At 68.3% G+C, this 16,350-nt stretch carries 13 protein-coding genes; all 13 read left to right on the forward strand.

What is annotated here, in order from left to right:
* Positions 1 to 3: 3 nt before the first annotated feature.
* The 13 genes from BLT19_RS04640 (at position 4) to arfA (ending at position 16,296) form a co-directional block, all read left to right on the forward strand.
* Positions 4 to 1,755, forward strand: coding sequence for an ABC transporter ATP-binding protein (locus BLT19_RS04640; protein ID WP_231917792.1), 1,752 nt, complete (start codon positions 4 to 6; stop codon positions 1,753 to 1,755).
* 49 nt (positions 1,756 to 1,804) lie between these two features.
* The gene (locus BLT19_RS04645; RefSeq protein WP_091487094.1) at positions 1,805 to 2,710 is read left to right on the forward strand and encodes a DUF6807 domain-containing protein; all 906 of its coding nucleotides are present in this window, start codon (positions 1,805 to 1,807) and stop codon (positions 2,708 to 2,710) included.
* A complete protein-coding gene (locus BLT19_RS04650; protein WP_091487097.1) occupies positions 2,707 to 3,438 on the forward strand; it encodes a cupin domain-containing protein in 732 nt (243 codons plus the stop codon). The genes BLT19_RS04645 and BLT19_RS04650 overlap by 4 nt, the downstream gene beginning before the upstream one ends.
* Positions 3,438 to 4,550, forward strand: a complete 1,113-nt coding sequence (locus BLT19_RS04655; RefSeq protein WP_091487100.1) for a Gfo/Idh/MocA family protein — start codon at positions 3,438 to 3,440, stop codon at positions 4,548 to 4,550. The genes BLT19_RS04650 and BLT19_RS04655 overlap by 1 nt, the downstream gene beginning before the upstream one ends.
* A gap of 10 nt (positions 4,551 to 4,560) precedes the next feature.
* On the forward strand, positions 4,561 to 5,526 hold the full coding sequence (locus BLT19_RS04660; protein WP_091487102.1) for a family 43 glycosylhydrolase: 966 nt from the start codon (positions 4,561 to 4,563) through the stop codon (positions 5,524 to 5,526).
* A 78-nt stretch (positions 5,527 to 5,604) separates the two neighbouring features.
* Complete coding sequence (locus tag BLT19_RS04665; RefSeq protein ID WP_091493304.1) at positions 5,605 to 6,918, forward strand: ABC transporter substrate-binding protein; 1,314 nt, start codon at positions 5,605 to 5,607, stop codon at positions 6,916 to 6,918.
* A 62-nt stretch (positions 6,919 to 6,980) separates the two neighbouring features.
* On the forward strand, positions 6,981 to 8,648 hold the full coding sequence (locus tag BLT19_RS04670; RefSeq protein WP_197673023.1) for a hypothetical protein: 1,668 nt from the start codon (positions 6,981 to 6,983) through the stop codon (positions 8,646 to 8,648).
* A gap of 76 nt (positions 8,649 to 8,724) precedes the next feature.
* Entirely contained in the window at positions 8,725 to 10,029 is a 1,305-nt protein-coding gene (locus BLT19_RS04675; RefSeq protein ID WP_091487105.1) for an ABC transporter substrate-binding protein, read from the forward strand.
* A gap of 80 nt (positions 10,030 to 10,109) precedes the next feature.
* Positions 10,110 to 11,105 carry a carbohydrate ABC transporter permease gene (locus BLT19_RS04680; RefSeq protein WP_091487107.1) on the forward strand — a complete coding sequence of 332 codons (996 nt, stop codon included), beginning with the start codon at positions 10,110 to 10,112 and terminating at the stop codon, positions 11,103 to 11,105.
* Positions 11,102 to 12,031 (forward strand): carbohydrate ABC transporter permease, encoded by a 930-nt coding sequence (locus BLT19_RS04685; protein WP_091487110.1) that lies wholly within the window; start codon positions 11,102 to 11,104, stop codon positions 12,029 to 12,031. Before BLT19_RS04680 ends, BLT19_RS04685 begins: the two co-directional genes overlap by 4 nt.
* Position 12,032: 1 nt before the next feature.
* The gene (locus BLT19_RS04690; RefSeq protein ID WP_231917793.1) at positions 12,033 to 12,695 is read left to right on the forward strand and encodes a hypothetical protein; all 663 of its coding nucleotides are present in this window, start codon (positions 12,033 to 12,035) and stop codon (positions 12,693 to 12,695) included.
* A 41-nt stretch (positions 12,696 to 12,736) separates the two neighbouring features.
* Positions 12,737 to 14,779, forward strand: coding sequence for a beta-galactosidase (locus BLT19_RS04695; RefSeq protein WP_091487113.1), 2,043 nt, complete (start codon positions 12,737 to 12,739; stop codon positions 14,777 to 14,779).
* Complete coding sequence (gene arfA / locus BLT19_RS04700) at positions 14,776 to 16,296, forward strand: arabinosylfuranosidase ArfA (RefSeq protein ID WP_091487115.1); 1,521 nt, start codon at positions 14,776 to 14,778, stop codon at positions 16,294 to 16,296. Before BLT19_RS04695 ends, arfA begins: the two co-directional genes overlap by 4 nt.
* Positions 16,297 to 16,350: the final 54 nt, after the last annotated feature.

A 16,350-nucleotide genomic window follows, 5' to 3' on the forward strand; every position in this document is an offset into this window, starting at 1 on the left:
CACATGTCTGCCGGCGGCCTCATCGACGGGTCCCGACCCACCCGCTCCGTGCTTCGACTGCTCGCGCGTCGGCCCGGCCGGCTGACGATCGCACTGGTCGCATTCGCGCTGAAGGAGATCCCCCTCTGGTTCCTTCCGGTCATCACCGCGGAGGTCATCGACATCGTCGCCGACGGCGGCTCGGTGACCGCCGTCCTTGGCTGGTTCGCCATCGCCGTGGTGCTCCTCGTGCAGAACTATCCGAACCACATCATCTACACGCGCAACTTCATGACGGTGGTGCGCGATACGGGCGCGGACCTGCGCAACGCCCTCGCCGCGCGACTGCAGAGCCTCTCGATCGGCTACCACACACGGGTGAGCGCCTCGATCGTGCAGACCAAAGTTGTGCGCGATGTCGAGAACGTGGAGCTGATGCTGCAGCAGGTGACCCACCCGCTGCTGTCCTCGGTCATGGTGCTGATCGGTGCCATCAGCATGACCGCGATCATGGTTCCCGAGTTCCTCCCCGTGTACGCGCTCGCCGTGCCGATCGCACTGATCCTGCGCTCGTCGCTGAGTCGCCGCTCGCGGACCCGCAACGAGGTGTTCCGGCGCGAGATGGAGGGCTTCTCGGCGCGCGTCGGCGAAATGGCGTCGCTCATCCCCGTGACGCGCGCGCATGGTCTGGAGGAGACCGCGGTCAGTCGCGTCGCCGACGGCGCCGAGGGCGTGCGCGACGCCGGCCTGCGACTGGACATGCTCAACGGCCATGTCGCATCCATCTCGTGGGTGATGATGCAGCTGCTGGGGGTGGGATGCCTCGTGCTCGCGGCGGTCTTCTCGCTCACCGGCATCCTTCCGATCACTCCCGGCGAGGTCGTGTTGCTGGCCAGCTACTTCGCGCTGCTCACGCAGGGCCTCACGCAGCTGCTGATGCTGATCCCGGTCGGCGCCCGCGGCATCGAGTCGGTCCGCTCGATCGCCGAGGTCCTCGAGGAGCCGGACCTCGAGCAGAACGAGGGCAAGCGCGCGGTTCCCGCGGTCCAGGGGCGTCTGCGGCTCGAACGGGTCAGCCACCGCTATCCGGGCGCCGACACGGACGCGGTGCACGCTGTCGAACTCGACATCGCTGAGGGCGAGACGGTCGCCTTCGTGGGCTCATCGGGGTCGGGCAAGTCGACACTGCTCAACCTCGTGCTGGGGTTCGTCCGGCCCACCGGTGGGCGCATCCTCCTCGACGGCGCCGACATGCAGACCCTCGATCTGCGGACCGCCAGGCGGCATATCTCGGTGGTGCCGCAGGAATCCGTGCTGTTCGAGGGCACGATCCGCGAGAACATCGCCTACGGTCTGCCGCACCTGGATGATGAGCGAGCACTCGCCGCGCTGCGTGACGCGAACGCGCTCGAGTTCGTCGCGGCCCAGCCGCAGGGTTGGGACACCGTCGTCGGTCAACGCGGCGCGCGCCTCTCCGGCGGGCAGCGCCAGAGGCTCGCGATCACCCGCGCACTGGTGCGCGACCCGCGCATCCTGCTGTTGGACGAGGCCACCAGCGCGTTGGATCCCGAGTCGGAGGAGCTCGTCAAAGAGGCGCTCAGCCGATTGATGCGGGGCCGCACGACCCTGGTGGTCGCGCATCGGCTCTCGACCATCCGGCAGGCGGATCGGATCGTCGTGCTCGAAGACGGCCGGATCGTCGAACAGGGCGCGCACGATGCCCTGCTGGCCGCCGCCGGGCGCTATGCGACCCTGCACGCGACGCAGGCCGGCTGAGACGATGAGAGTCCCGATCCCGCAGACGACAGAACCGGACACCGCTGGCATGGCTGAGAATCCGACCCTCGACATCCGACCCGACGACGTGGTCGTCACCGCGGGCGACATCGAGATCGGGCGCTACGTGTTCGCGCCCGACGCGCCCGCGGTCGAGTCGCCGAAGCCGTACTGGCATCCGCTGCGCGCACTCGACGGCGGGCTGGTCACCGGCTACCGACCGTGGGATCACCGCTGGCACAAGGGTCTGCAGATGACCTGGACCCACGTGTCGGGGGACAACTTCTGGGGTGGCCCGTCCTTCGTCCAGGGCGAGGGGTACGTCTGGCTGGACAACGTCGGGCGCATCCGCCACGACGGATTCTCGGAGGTCGTGGCATCCGGCCCGGATGTGGGGATGAGCGAGCAGCTGACCTGGATCGCGGCCAGCGGGCAGGAGTGGCTGTCCGAGACGCGCACGCATCGCTTCCCGATCCTGGACCGGGAGCGCGGATACTGGGTGCTCGACTTCGCCACCACCCTCCGGAACATCCGCGGCGCGGACCTGCACCTCGGGAGCCCCACGACGGCGGGTCGGCCCGCCGCAGGGTACACCGGTCTGTTCCTGCGCATGCCGCGTGCCTGGACCGGTGGCGAGGTGATCGCCGCGGGTGATCGGACCGCCGGTGATCTGATGGGACGCGCCGCCGACTGGGTCGGGTTCACCGGTCAGCACGACGACGTCGATGGGGGAGCGACGGTGCTCGCATTCGCCGGGACGTCGTCGGCGGCACCGGCGATCCGGTGGTTCGTCCGGAGCGAGCCGATCCCCGTGCTGGCGCCGTCGCCCTCGTTCGACCAGGAGATCGTGCTCCGAGACGGCGAAGAGCTGGCGCTCACCCACCGTCACGTGTTCCTGGACAGGGTGTGGAGAGCGGCCGAGCTCGCCGAGCTGGCCGAGGAGCTGCATCCGTGACGCAGAGCACACCGCGCTTTCCCGGCGCTGTCGCCGTGAGCGATCTCCAGGTCTACGACTGGGAGGCGGTCGACGGGCTCTGCGGCGGATCGCCCCACCTGCACACCGCCTCCAGCGAGGGATACGTCGTGACCGGCGGTTCCGGGGCGGTGCACACGATCGACCGCGACGGCGCGGCCATCCATCCGCTCGGCGAGGGGAGCGTGCTGTGGTTCTCGCCCGGCACCGTTCATCGCCTCGTCAACCACGGGAACCTGCGGCTGCTGGTCGTCATGCAGAACGGCGGACTCCCCGAGGCGGGCGATGCCGTCCTCACCTTCCCGGCGACGGTGCTGGCTGACCCGGACGAGTACGCTCGGGCGGCGGCGCTGCCGCCAGGCAGCGAGGAGCAGCGAGCGGATGCCGCGCGCCGCCGGCGCGACCTCGCCATGACCGGTTACCTGGAGCTGCGGGAGGCGATCCGCGCCCGAGGTCCGGTCGCATACGCCGAGCTGCTCGAACGCGCCGCCCGGCTGGTGCGGCCACGTGTCGCACAGTGGCGGGACACCTGGGAGGCGAGCGTCGCGGCCGAGACGGCACGCACGCGCGCGCAACTCGACGCCCTTGCGGCCGGGCAGGCCGGCGCGATGGCAGGCGCGTCGGTACGACGAGCGGAGCCGGATGCCGGGTCGCGCCGATTCGGGATGTGCGGACGCCTGCGCACCTGGGACTTCACGGAGGAGATCTGATGTCAGAGCACGACAACCGGGGCGCGACTCTTCGTTGCGCGATCGTCGGCACCGGCGCGATCGCGCAGGCGCATGCCCGTGCGGTCGCCGCCCACCCGCGCGCCGCCCTCGTCGCCGCGAGCGACCTCGATCGCTCCTCCGCAGAGCGGTTCGCGGCGCAGTGGGACGTTCCGGCGGTGTACGACACGCTGGAGGAGCTGTTGGCCACCGAGCATCCGGACGTCGTGCTGGTGTGCACTCCACCGGTGGCGCACGCCGCACAGGCGATCGCGGCCCTGGAATCCGGCGCGCACGTGGTGGTCGAGAAGCCGCCGGCTCCCTCACTGGCCGAGCTCGACGCGATGCTGGCCGCCGCCCGGTCCGCCGATCGCCGACTCGCGGTCGTCTTCCAGCAGCGCACCGGCACGGCTGCTGCGCATGTGCGCTCGCTCCTGAGCGCTGGTGCGCTCGGCAGGCCACTCGTGGCGACCTGCGAAACCCTCTGGTATCGGGGCGAGGACTACTTCGCGGTGCCCTGGCGCGGCAAGTGGGAGACCGAAGGCGGCGGGACGACGCTGGGCCACGGCATCCATCAGCTCGATCTGCTCGCCTTCCTGCTCGGCGAATGGACCGGGGTGCAGGGCCGGCTCTGGCGCCTGGATCGCGAGACGCAGACCGAAGACGTCTCGACCGCGACGATCACCTTCGCCGGCGGCACCGTCGCCCAAGTCGTCTCCAGCGCCGTGTCTCCGCGTGAGACCAGCTCGATCCGCATCGATACGCAGAAGGCGACGATCACCGTCGACCACCTCTACGGTCACGGACACGAGAACTGGCGCATCACCGCCGCCCCGCACGTCGACGAGGTCGAGGCGGCGACGTGGGCGCTTCCCGAGGTGGAGGAGCGCAGCGATCACGCCCCCCTGCTGCGGGACGTCTTCGACGCGCTGCTGTCCGGCGCCCCGCTTCCGCCGACGGCCGATGAGCCGGCGCGCTCGTTCGAGATCGTCGCCGCCATCTACGCCTCTGCCGCCGCCGGCGGAGCGGTGATCACGCCCGCCGCGCTGGCCGCGCATCCGACCCACCGTCGCGGGTTCGCCAGTCCCGTCACCGATCTGCGCCCGGGTCGATGAGGGTGCATCCATGAGCGAGCGGAGCGACACCGCTCGCGCTCCACGGCAGATCTACCGCGACCCGGTCTATGACGGTGCGACTGATCCCACCGTCGTCCTCGCCGAGGGGACGTGGTGGATGTTCTACACGCAGCGGCGGGCGACCCACCCCGATCCCGGCCCGGGCGTCGCGTGGGTGCACGGCAGCCGGATCGGGATAGCGCACAGCCCGGATGGCGTCGACTGGTCGTACGTGGGGACCCTCGAGCCGGATGCTTCGGGCCTGCACCTTCGCGCGGGCGCGCCGCCCGCCGACATCGATCGGACGCACTGGGCGCCGGATGTCGTCCACGACGGCACCCGGTGGCGCATGTACCTGACCGAGATCGACGGCGTCCCGGATCGCTGGGACGGACACGCACGGCGCATCGTCGACTACGAGTCCGACGACCTCGCGCAGTGGCGCCGACGCGGCGTCGTCCCGCTCTCCAGCGACCGTGTCATCGATGCCGCCGTCGCATCCTGCCCGGACGGCGTGTGGCGACTCTGGTACAAGGATGAGGCGGACGAGTCGACCACGTGGGCAGCGGTGTCGGCCGACCTGGACGACTGGCGGGTCGAGGGCCGGGTGATCGGCGGGCGGCCGCACGAGGGGCCGTTCGTCTTCCCGCTCGGCGGCTGGTGGTGGATGCTCACCGATGAGTGGCGCGGGATGGCGGTCCATCGCTCCGTCGATGCGACGACATGGGAGCGCCAGGGCGACGAGGACGCGGTCATCCTCGGCGAGCACGACCGCGCGCGCGACGGTTCTCAGGTCGGGCGGCACGGTTCGGTGGTGGTCGTCGGGGAGACCGCCCGGCTCTTTCACTTCACCCATCCGTGGTGGGACGGCAGCGAGATCGCGGACGTCGCTGAACTCGATCAGCGTCGCAGCGCCGTGCACGTGGTCCGCCTCCTGGTTCTCGACGGCCGCCTGCTCGCGACGATTCCGGCTTGATTTCGGTCAACCGGTTTGTCAGACTGTCTTCACATCGGCGAGAAACCGGTTTCTCGCACGGATCGAAAGGTGACAATGATGTTCACGAAGTCGCGTTCGCGCAGGATCGCCCTGGGCGCGGTTGCCGGCAGCGTTACGGCAGCCTTCTTGGCAGGCTGTGCGTCCAGTCCGGATGCCGCACCCCAGACGACGCTGGATCCCGCGGAGAACGTTTCGATCTCGTTCTCGTTCTGGGGCAACGACGTCCGCGCTGCGCTGTACGAGGAAGCCGTCGCCGTGTTCGAAGAGCAGAATCCCAACATCGACGTCAAGGTGCTGTTCCTCGCTCCGGAGGACTACTGGGAGAAGCGCCAGGTGGAGGCCGCGGGCGCCGGCCTGCCGGACGTGGTCACGATGGACCTCGCCTATCTCCGTCAGTACGCGCAGAACGGGACGCTGCTCGACTTGGCGCCGTACCTCGGGACGACGATCCAGACCGAGCCGCTCAGCGCCGCCGTGCTCGAGGCCGGCGTCGTCGACGGCGTGACCGCCGCCGTCCCGCTCGCCACGAACTCCTGGGGGATGTTCCTCAACTCGACGCTGCTGGATGAACTGGGCGTCGATGCCTTCACGGAGGGCACCTGGGACGAGTACTACGACTGGCTGGCCGAGGTCAGCGAGGCAGGCAAGAGCGCTGGTGTGGACGTGTGGGGTGGGGTCGATCCGACGAGCCGCTTCACGAACTTCCAGCTGTACCTGCGCGCCCAGGGCAGCGAATTGTTCTCCGACGAAGGCGAACCCGGATTCGACGAAGCGGACCTCACCGCCTATTGGGAAGCGATCCAGCCGCTGCGCGAGTCCGGAGCGCTCGTTCCGCAGCAGCGACTCTCCGAGATCGCTCCGCTCACGGGCTTCGATGCGGCCCTCTCCACGAGCGACCTCACCTGGGACAACACCGGATCCGGCTTCCTGGGCAACCTCGGGGAGGGATACGAGCTCGAGCTGATCGCCCCGCCGCTGGATGAGACCGGCGGGAAGGACCTGTACCTGAAGGCGTCGCAGATGTACTCGATCGCAGCGAGCACCGAGCAGCCGCTCGCCTCTGCGATGCTGATCGACTTCCTGATCAACTCACCGGAATCCGGCGAGATCTTCGGCACGAACCGCGGTCTTCCGGCGTCGCAGATCGCTCGTGACGCCGCGGACCTCGACGAGATGAGCCAGAAGATCGCCGACTACGAGGCATCCATCGCCGATCGTCTCGGCGACGCGCCGCCGGTGCCGATCGTCGGATACGGATCGCTTCACGAGAAATTCCGCGAACTGGTCGAGGAATTGGATTTCGGCACGCTCACCATCGACGAGGCGGTCGCGCAGTTCTTCGCCGAGATGGACGTCGCCCTGGCCCAGTGAACCCACCGGGTGCTCGATCCGTTCGAGCACCCGGTCCAGCGTCCTGCAGACAGGAACTCGCAGTGAACACACCGCAGGATCGTCCAGCCCTCGGCATCCAGGGACCGGTCGTCGCGATGCACGATCCTTGGGCGGGCGCCGGGTCGGACGCGATCATGCGCACCGGCACCGGCGTGACGATCGCCTCGCAGGACCCGCCCATGTCGCCGGGAGGATTCGTCGCCGCGCTGCGGCGACTCGGCGCCGACTTCTACGTGCACCACGTGATCCCGACCGAGCCGACCGGCGACCGGATGCTCCGCGACCTCGATGACGCGGGGATCGACGTCGTCCTGGGCAATGAGTTCGGCAACATCAACGGGCCCTACGTCGAGGGCACCAATCGATACGATCTTCCGACCGCGGAGATCGAGGCTGCCGTCGGATGCGGACGGCTCGCCGGCGTGCTCTACGACGAGCCCGAACATCTGCAGCTGCACGCCTCGCAGTATCGGAAGGACGCGTTCCTGCCGCACTTCGGCGACACGGCCGGCCTGAGCGCCGACGAATCGATCGGTCTGATCGACACGACGATCCGGGGGATCGTGGGCGACGTCGCGCACGCCGTCGATCACGGGTCGGCCGGGCGTGCGACCGCTGCGCGCGTGCCCGTCCTCGCCGAACAGGTGTTCCCCGTCCTGTTCCATACCTTCGCCCGCGCGGGGATGACGCCGACTCCGAAAGTGATGAAGGAGTCCTTCCAGCCCCTCCAACTGGCGACAGCCCTCGGGGCGTCGCTTCAGTACGGCCGCGATCTCTGGATCTGCGCTGATCTGTGGGGCCCCGACATCGGCCCGTGGATCACGCGCGCGCCGGGGTTCCCCGGCCATTCGCCCGCGGAGTTCGCCTCCGCTCTCCGGATGGCCTACCTGTTCGCGCCGTCTGCGATGTTCGTCGAGAACCTCGATGTGCTCCTTCGGCACGCCGGCGACGATGCGATCGTCCTCACCGAGTACGGCGAGGTCTGGCAGCAGTTCGTGCGGGACTACGTGCCGGCCACCCCGTTGCGCTGGAGCTTCGACGAAGCCACGGCGGACGTCGTGATCATCCATGCCGAGGACAGCGACTTCGGACGCGGCCGACACCCGTTCGGGAACCGGTCGGCGACTGCTCCCGAGACTTCGCGCAGCGTCTTCGAGGCATGGCACGTCATCTCGCACGGGACGATCCCCGCACACGGCAGCTCGCTGCACATCGCGGGGTACGAGTTCCCTCGTGCACTGCTGGATGACGTACCGCGTGCGCAGTTCCCCCTCCCGCGAGGCGCCGCAGAGCAGACGCGCGTCCACGGCCTCTTCCATGCGTCGAGGAACGTCCTGGTCTTCGACGAGCACGTCACCGACGCCCGGCTCGGCGCACCCGAGCTCCTCTTCGTCGTCGGGAGCCGACTCCCGAGACGGACCCTGGCTCTGGTCAGATCGCGCGCCGAGGCAGGGGCAACCGTGGTCATCGCCGAGTGGCTGACCGCCGAGCCGTGGTCCTCATCGCAGACGTTCGGTGCAGGGCGTTGGATCGTCGTGGACCGAGTGGACTCGGACGAGGTCATCGCGGCCGTCCAGCCTTTCCTCGGTCGCGCCGGCGAGTGGACCCAGCGTTTCGGCGACACGAAGATCACGATCACCCCGGCGGACGGATGGGGAGAAACGCTGGCGTTCGAAATATCCAGCCTTGCGAAACGTTTTTCTGCGTAGTACGGTTACCGGCAAGCGCTTTCCCATATCGTCTTCGACGGGAAGCCGGACGCAGTCGTTCACGAGAGGAACAAGGATGTTCAGCAAGAAGCGGGTCGGTTCGACCCTCGCCCTGGTCACCGGGGCGGCACTCGTTCTGGCCGGTTGCGCCGGAGGCGGAAGCGGTGCGGCTCCCGACGCCGTTCCGACGTTCGACCCCGATGAAGAGGTCACGCTCGACCTCGCCTTCTGGGGCAACGACGTGCGCGCCGACCTCTACAACAAGGTGATCGCGGCGTTCGAAGAGGAGTACCCGAACATCACCGTGAACTCCTCGTTCCTCGGATTCCCGGAGTACTGGGAGAAGCGTCAGACCGAGGCGGCGGGCAAGAACCTCCCCGACGTCATGGCGACCGACATGAACTATCTCCGGCAGTACTCCGAGAACGGTCTGCTGCTGGACCTCGACCCCTACCTCGGCAACATCATCGACACCGAGCCGCTGAGCGACAACATCCTCGGCATCGGTGTCGTGAACGACGTCACGACCGGCATTCCGACCTCCACGAACGCGTGGGGCATGTACACGAACCCGAAGCTGCTCGAACAGCTCGGCGTCGAGGACTTCGAGGGTGGCAGCTGGGACGATTACCAGGAGTGGATGGCCGAGGTGACGGATGCCGGCGGCGGCACGATCTGGGGTGGCACGGACTACACCGGCCGCATCCAGAGCTTCGAGATCCAGCAGCGCGCAAAGGGCGAGGACCTGTTCACGCAGGAGGGCGAGCCGAACTTCACCGAGGAGGACTTGACGGCGTACTGGGAGTCCGGAACCGACATCCGCGACGGTGTCGTCGTCCCCCAGCAGACCCTCGAAGAGGTCTACCCCAAGTCCGGCTTCGACACCGCGCTGGCCACATCCGAGCTGACATGGGACAACTTCGGCTCCGGGTATCTCGGCAACCTCGGCGCGGACTACACCGAACTGTCGCTGGTCGCACCGCCGGTGACGGAGGAGGGTGCGAAGGATCTGTACCTGAAGGCCTCTCAGCTGCACTCGATCTCGGCGAACACCGACCACCCCGAGGCGGCCGCGACACTGGTGAACTTCCTGATCAACTCGCCGCAGTCGGGCGAGATCTTCGGAACCAACCGCGGTATCCCCGCGTCCGCGACGGCGCTGGCCGCCGCTGACCTCGACCCGCTGAGCCAGCAGATCGCCGACTACGAGGAGTCCATCGCCGACCGCCTCGGCGACGCCCCGCCCGTGCCGATCACCGGATACGGCACGCTGGAGGAGAAGTTCCGTCAGCTGGGTGTCGAGCTCAACTTCGGGACGATCACCGTCGACGAGGCTGTGTCGCAGTTCTTCTCCGAGATGGACGTCGTCCTCAACCAGTGAGATCGACGGGGTTCGGATGCCGCGGCATCCGAACCCCGCCCCCCTCCACCATCCGCCCCATACAAGCCAGGAGAGTCGACGTGACCACCACTGCGACCAGAGTCATCGTGACCGGGAAGAAGTCGTCACGCCGAGCGCTCGTGCGCACCGAGAAGGCTGAGCAGCTGAATCGTCCGGGTCAGCGGAAGCGGCTGGTGAAGGAGTCGCTCGCAGGCTACGGGTTCCTGATCCCGTGGCTGGTGGGGTTCTTCGGGTTGACGATCATCCCGATGGTGTATTCGCTGTACCTGTCGTTCACGAGCTACAACATCTTCAGCCCGCCGAAGTGGATCGGGTTGGACAACTACATCCGGATGTTCACGTCGGATCCGTCGTTCATCCAGTCGGCGCAGATCACGCTGATCTATGTGCTGGTGGGTACCCCGATCACCCTTGCGGCCGCGCTCGGGGTGGCGATGCTGCTGAACTACCGCGACAAGGGGGCCGGGTTCTTCCGGTCGGCGTTCTACGCCCCGTCGCTGATCGGCGGGTCGGTGTCGGTGGCGATCGTGTGGCGGGCGATGTTCGCCAACGACGGCCCGGTCGACAACAGCTTGTCGTTCTTCGGCCTCGATCTGGGCGGGTGGATCGGGAACCCGGCGCTGGTGCTGCCGGCGATGATCCTGCTGGCGATCTGGCAGTTCGGTGCGACGATGGTGATCTTCCTGGCCGGGCTGAAGCAGATCCCGAAGGAACTGTACGAGGCGGCCGAGATGGACGGCGCCGGTCCCTGGCATCGGTTCCGGGCGGTGACGATCCCGCTGCTGTCGCCGGTGATCTTCTTCAACCTGCTGCTGGGTCTGATCGGCGCGTTCCAGGTGTTCGCCTCGGCGTACATCATCAGCAACGGGTCCGGCGGTCCCGCCGGGATGACGAACTTCATCACCCTGTACCTCTACAAGCGCGGATTCAGTGACGGGCAGATGGGGTACGCCTCGGCGATCGCCTGGGTGCTGCTGGTGGTCGTCGCGATCATCGCGTTCATCCTCTTCCGCACCCAACGGTCCTGGGTGCACTACGCAGGAGACAGCAAATGACCACCTCATCCTTCGCCGAGAACGCGCTCATCCTCACCGAGAACGAGGTCGACCCGGACTCCAAGACCACTAGCCCGCGCCGGAGGGTGAAGCGGTCCACCTGGCAGACGGTGATCTGGTTCATCGTGCTGATCGCGATCACCGCGGTCGTGCTCTACCCGCTGGTGTGGCTGTTCCTGTCGACGTTCAAACCGAACGCCGAGTTCGGGCAGAACATGGGCCTGCTGCCCAATAACCCGACTATCGACAACTACATCAAGGTGTCCGAAGGCATCGCCGGCGTCCCCATGCTCCGCTTCTTCGGCAACAGCCTGCTCATCGCCGTCGGCTCCGTGATCGGCACCGTGCTCTCGTCCGCGCTGGCGGCGTACGCGTTCGCCCGCATCCAGTTCAAAGGCCTCGGGATCCTGTTCGCCGCGATGATCGGCACCCTGCTGCTGCCGTTCCACGTCGTGATCATCCCGCAGTACATCCTGTTCAACAGCCTCGGCCTGGTCGACACGTTCATCCCGCTGCTGCTGCCGAAATTCCTCGCCACCGAAGCGTTCTTCGTGTTCCTGCTGGTCCAGTTCATCCGCCAGATGCCCCGCGACATGGACGAAGCAGCCCGCATCGACGGCGCCGGACACCTCCGCATCTTCTGGTCGATCATCCTGCCGCTGATCCGCCCCGCCCTGATCACCTGCGCGATCTTCGCGTTCATCTGGGCCTGGAACGACTTCCTCGGCCCGCTGCTGTACTTGACGTCCCCGGAGAACTACCCCCTCCCCATCGCCCTCCGCCTCTACAACGACCAGACCTCCTCCAGCGACTACGGCGCCACCGTCACCGCCTCCTTCATCGCCCTCCTCCCCGTCCTGCTCTTCTTCCTCGTCTTCCAGCGCTTCCTCGTCGACGGCGTCGCCACCCAAGGCCTGAAGGGCTGACATGCCCACCTTGACCAGACGGGAAGAGAAGGCCGCGCGCCGGGCTGCCGCATCCGGCGCCGGCCCCACCGGAGAAGACGCGATCGCGCGGTTCCCCGGGGCCAAAGCCGGCTTCGCCCTGTTCGGCGAGGTCCTCATGATCGGCACGCTGATCACCCTCCTGTCGATCCCCCTGATCACCCTTCCGGCGGCGCTGGCCGCCGGCATCCGGCACCTGCGTCGCTACCTGCACGGGGAGGACTCGCGTCTCGCGTTCTTCTGGGCGGACATGCGCACCGGCATCCTGCCGGGACTGGTGGTGGGCGTCGTCGGACTCGTGCTCACCGCGATCCTCCTGCTCGACATCGACCTCGCGAACTCGGGCGCCCTTCCCGGCGGTCCCGTGATCGCCGCCGTCGGGTGGGTCGGGCTCGCCGCGGTCGGTGTGACGCTGCTTGCCGCGGCAGCGGCCTGGACCCCGGAACGCGGCTGGCGGGCAGCGGTCACGGTCGTCCCCGCGGTTCTCATCGGAGATCTCCGTGGCGCGATGTACCTCGTCGCGACCGTCGTGTTCGTCGTGGTCGTCACCTGGGCGCTGCCCCCGCTCATCATCGCCGGCCTCGGCTGCGCTGCAATGGCCGCCGTCGCCATTCCGGAGCGTCCGGGGCGCCGCCGCGCCTCCTGACCGCATTCCCCGCTTCACCCCATCCCTCCAGGAGACGACTCGTGCTGTACGGCGCCGACTACAACCCCGACCAGTGGCCGGAAGAGGTGTGGGACCAGGACGTGCGCCTGATGCGGGAGGCGGGCGTCACCATCGTCAGCCTCGGCATCTTCGCCTGGTCGCGGATCCAGCCCGCGGAGGGCGTGTGGGACTTCGACTGGCTCGACACGGTGATCGACACGCTGCACGCCGGCGGCATCCAGGTCAATCTGGCGACCGCGACCGCGTCGCCTCCGCCGTGGGTGAGTGCGACCTACCCCGATACGCTGCCGGCCGACCAGAGCGGCGCCTCGTACTGGCCAGGCAGTCGCCAGCACTTCGCGCCGTCGTCGCCGACCTACCGCAGGCTCGCCGGAGACCTGGTCCGCCGTCTTGCGCACCGGTACGTCGCTCACCCCGCAGTGGTGATGTGGCACGTCGGCAACGAGTTCGGCTGCCACCTGTGGATGGACTTCTCGGATGCCGCGCGCGACGCGTACCGCGGATGGCTCGCCGCCCGGTACGGGGCGATCGATGCGCTCAACGATGCGTGGGGCACCAACTTCTGGTCGCAGCGTTACGGGGACTTCGACGAGATCTTCCCGCCGCGGCTCGCCCCCTACAGCCACAATCCGTCGTCGATGCTCGACTGGCGGCGCTTCACGTCGGACATGCTGCTGGAGTGCTACCTGATGGAGCGGGAGATCCTGCTCGAGGCTGGGGCGACCCAGCCCATCACGACCAACTTCATGGGACCGTTCAAACCCGCCGACTACCGCACGTGGGCGCCGTTCATGGACGTGATCGCCGACGACTGCTATCCGGATCCGACGAATCCGCACCGGGTGCGCGACGCGGCGTTCCAGCGCGACCTGGTCCGCTCCCTGAAGCCCGGAGTGCCCTGGCTGCTGATGGAGCAGGCGACGGATGCCGTGAACTGGCGCCCCACCAACCCCGGCAAGCGCCCCGGCGTGCTGGCCGCCGAAACGGCGCAGTCGATCGCGCGCGGCGCGGACGGGATCATGTTCTTCCAGTGGCGCCAGTCACGGGCGGGCAGTGAGAAGTTCCACTCCGCGATGCTGCCGCACGCCGGCACCGAGACGCGCACATGGCGAGAGGTCACCGACCTCGGGTCGCGACTCGGCGCGCTGCCGGAGCTTCCCGCGCCAGGGCGCGATGCGCGGGTCGCCCTCGTGTTCGATTGGGAGAACTGGTGGGCGGTCGAAGAGCGCGACCATCCGGTGCAGCTGGACTACCTCGCACTCAGCCTGGAGTGGTACGGCGCGCTGCACGCCCGCGGACTGATGGTCGACATCGTCGCGCCGGAGGGGGTCGACGACGGGTACGACCTCGTCCTCGCGCCGGCGCTCTACCTCCTGCGCGAGGAGGGCGCTGCAGCGCTGACCCGGTTCGTGAAGGGCGGCGGCACCCTCCTGACCGGGCCGTTCAGCGACATCGTCGACGGGAACGATCAGTTCCGTGCCGGCGGTTTCCTCACCCAGCTCGGCCCGGTCCTCGGGATCCGCTTCGAGGACTTCGGCGCGCTCGGAGGGCAGAGCACCGGGGGGTCCGGAGTCGGTGCCCAGACCGCCGCCGCCGGACCGGGTGAGGGCGAGACCGTCCGGTTCCGGCTCGGCGGCGCCACCGGAATCGGCCGCCAGGTCGCCGAGATCGTGCACGCGACCGAGGCCGAGGTCGTCTCGACCTTCGAGGACGGCGCGGCAGCGGGGGAGCCCGCACTCACGGCGCACCGCTACGGCGACGGGCAGGGCTGGTATGTCGCCACGCTCCCGGACGAGGCAGGGCTGGACGCCGTGATCGGCGCCGTGATCGCGGCCTCCGGAGTCCAGCCGGTCGTCGCCGACCTGCCTCCCGGTGTCGAGGCGGCACGCCGAGGAGACCTCGTGACCCTCATCAACCACGGCGAGCACACCGTGGAATTCACTCTGGCCGGGACGGACGCCGAGACCGGCGCCCCGTTCCAGCGGGCCGTCCTCGATCCGCAGGGCGTGCTGTTCGCCCTCGTCCCGGTCCTCCAGCCCGCACTTCTCGAAGGAGTCCGATGACTCGCGCACGCGTCCACCTCGACCCGCGGAACGAGATCGCGCAGATCGATCGCCGGCTCTTCGGCGGGTTCGTCGAGCACCTCGGGCGCCACATCTACGACGGCATCTTCGAGCCGGGGCATCCGTCCGCCGACGATGAAGGGTTCCGCACCGATGTCATCGACCTCGTCAAGGAGCTCGGCGTCTCCACGATCCGGTATCCGGGCGGCAATTTCGTCTCGGGCTACCGGTGGGAGGACGGCATCGGACCGATCGAGAGCCGGCCCCGCCGTCTCGATCTCGCGTGGCACGCCACCGAGACCAACCGCATCGGGCTCCACGAATTCGCCTCGTGGCTCGAGAAGGTCGGCAGCGACCTGATGCTCGCGGTGAACCTCGGCACCCGGGGAACGCAGGAGGCGATCGACCTGCTCGAGTACGCGAACACCTCGGTGCCGACCGCCCGTACTGACGAGCGCGCCGCCAACGGGCATCCTGAGCCGTTCGCCGTGAAGATGTGGTGCCTCGGGAACGAGATGGACGGCCCGTGGCAGCTCGGCCACCGGAACGCGGACGACTACGGCAAGCTCGCATCGCGCACCGCGAAGGGCATGCGTCAGCTCGACCCCTCGATCGAGCTGGTCGCCTGCGGATCGTCGGGTCGCTCGATGCCGACCTTCGGCACGTGGGAGCGACAGGTGCTGGAGCACACGTTCGACGACGTCGACTTCATCTCGTGCCACGCCTACTACCAGGAGCACGACGGTGACGCGCAGGAGTTCCTCGTCTCCGCGGTGGACATGCAGCGCTTCATCGAGAGCGTCGTGGCCACGGCGGATGCGGTCGCAGCCGCCCGCAAGAGCGACAAGCGGATCATGATCTCGTTCGACGAGTGGAACGTCTGGTACCTCACGCGCTGGGAGGAGCAGGCGCGCACCTACGGGCCGGACGAGTGGCCGGTTGCACCGCGTCAGCTCGAAGACCAGTACTCGGCGCTGGATGCCGTCGTCTTCGGCGACCTGCTCATCACGCTCCTGCAGCACGCGGACCGGGTGCGCTCGGCATCCCTCGCGCAACTGGTCAATGTCATCGCGCCGATCATGACCGAACCGGGCGGACCCGCGTGGCGTCAGACCACGTTCTTCCCGTTCTCGATCACCTCCCGCCTCGCGACCGGTCGTGCCGTGCGCGTGCAGATCGAGAGTGAGACGGTGCCGAGTGCGCGGTTCGGTGCCGTCCCCCAGCTCAATGCCGTCGCGACGGCCGACGATGAGGGCGTGAGCGTGTTCCTCGTGAACCGTTCGACGACGGATGCCGCGACCGCCACGATCGACCTCGGCCTGCTCACCTCCGTGCTCGGGCGGGACGTCGCGGTCACCGAATCCCATCTGCTCCACGACGACGACATCTCGGCCGCGAACACGCTGGAGCGCCCCGAACGCGTGGGGGTTCGCGCGCTCGACGACGTGCGCGTCGTCGATTCAGCGCTGCTCTTGACACTGCCGCCGGTGTCGTGGGCGGCCGTCCGACTGGCCTAGTTGCGCCGCTGAAAATGACGTGCCACACTGTGGGAAAGCGTTTACCGAAAGAGA

The organism is Microbacterium pygmaeum (assembly GCF_900100885.1).
Lineage (GTDB): Bacteria > Actinomycetota > Actinomycetes > Actinomycetales > Microbacteriaceae > Microbacterium > Microbacterium pygmaeum.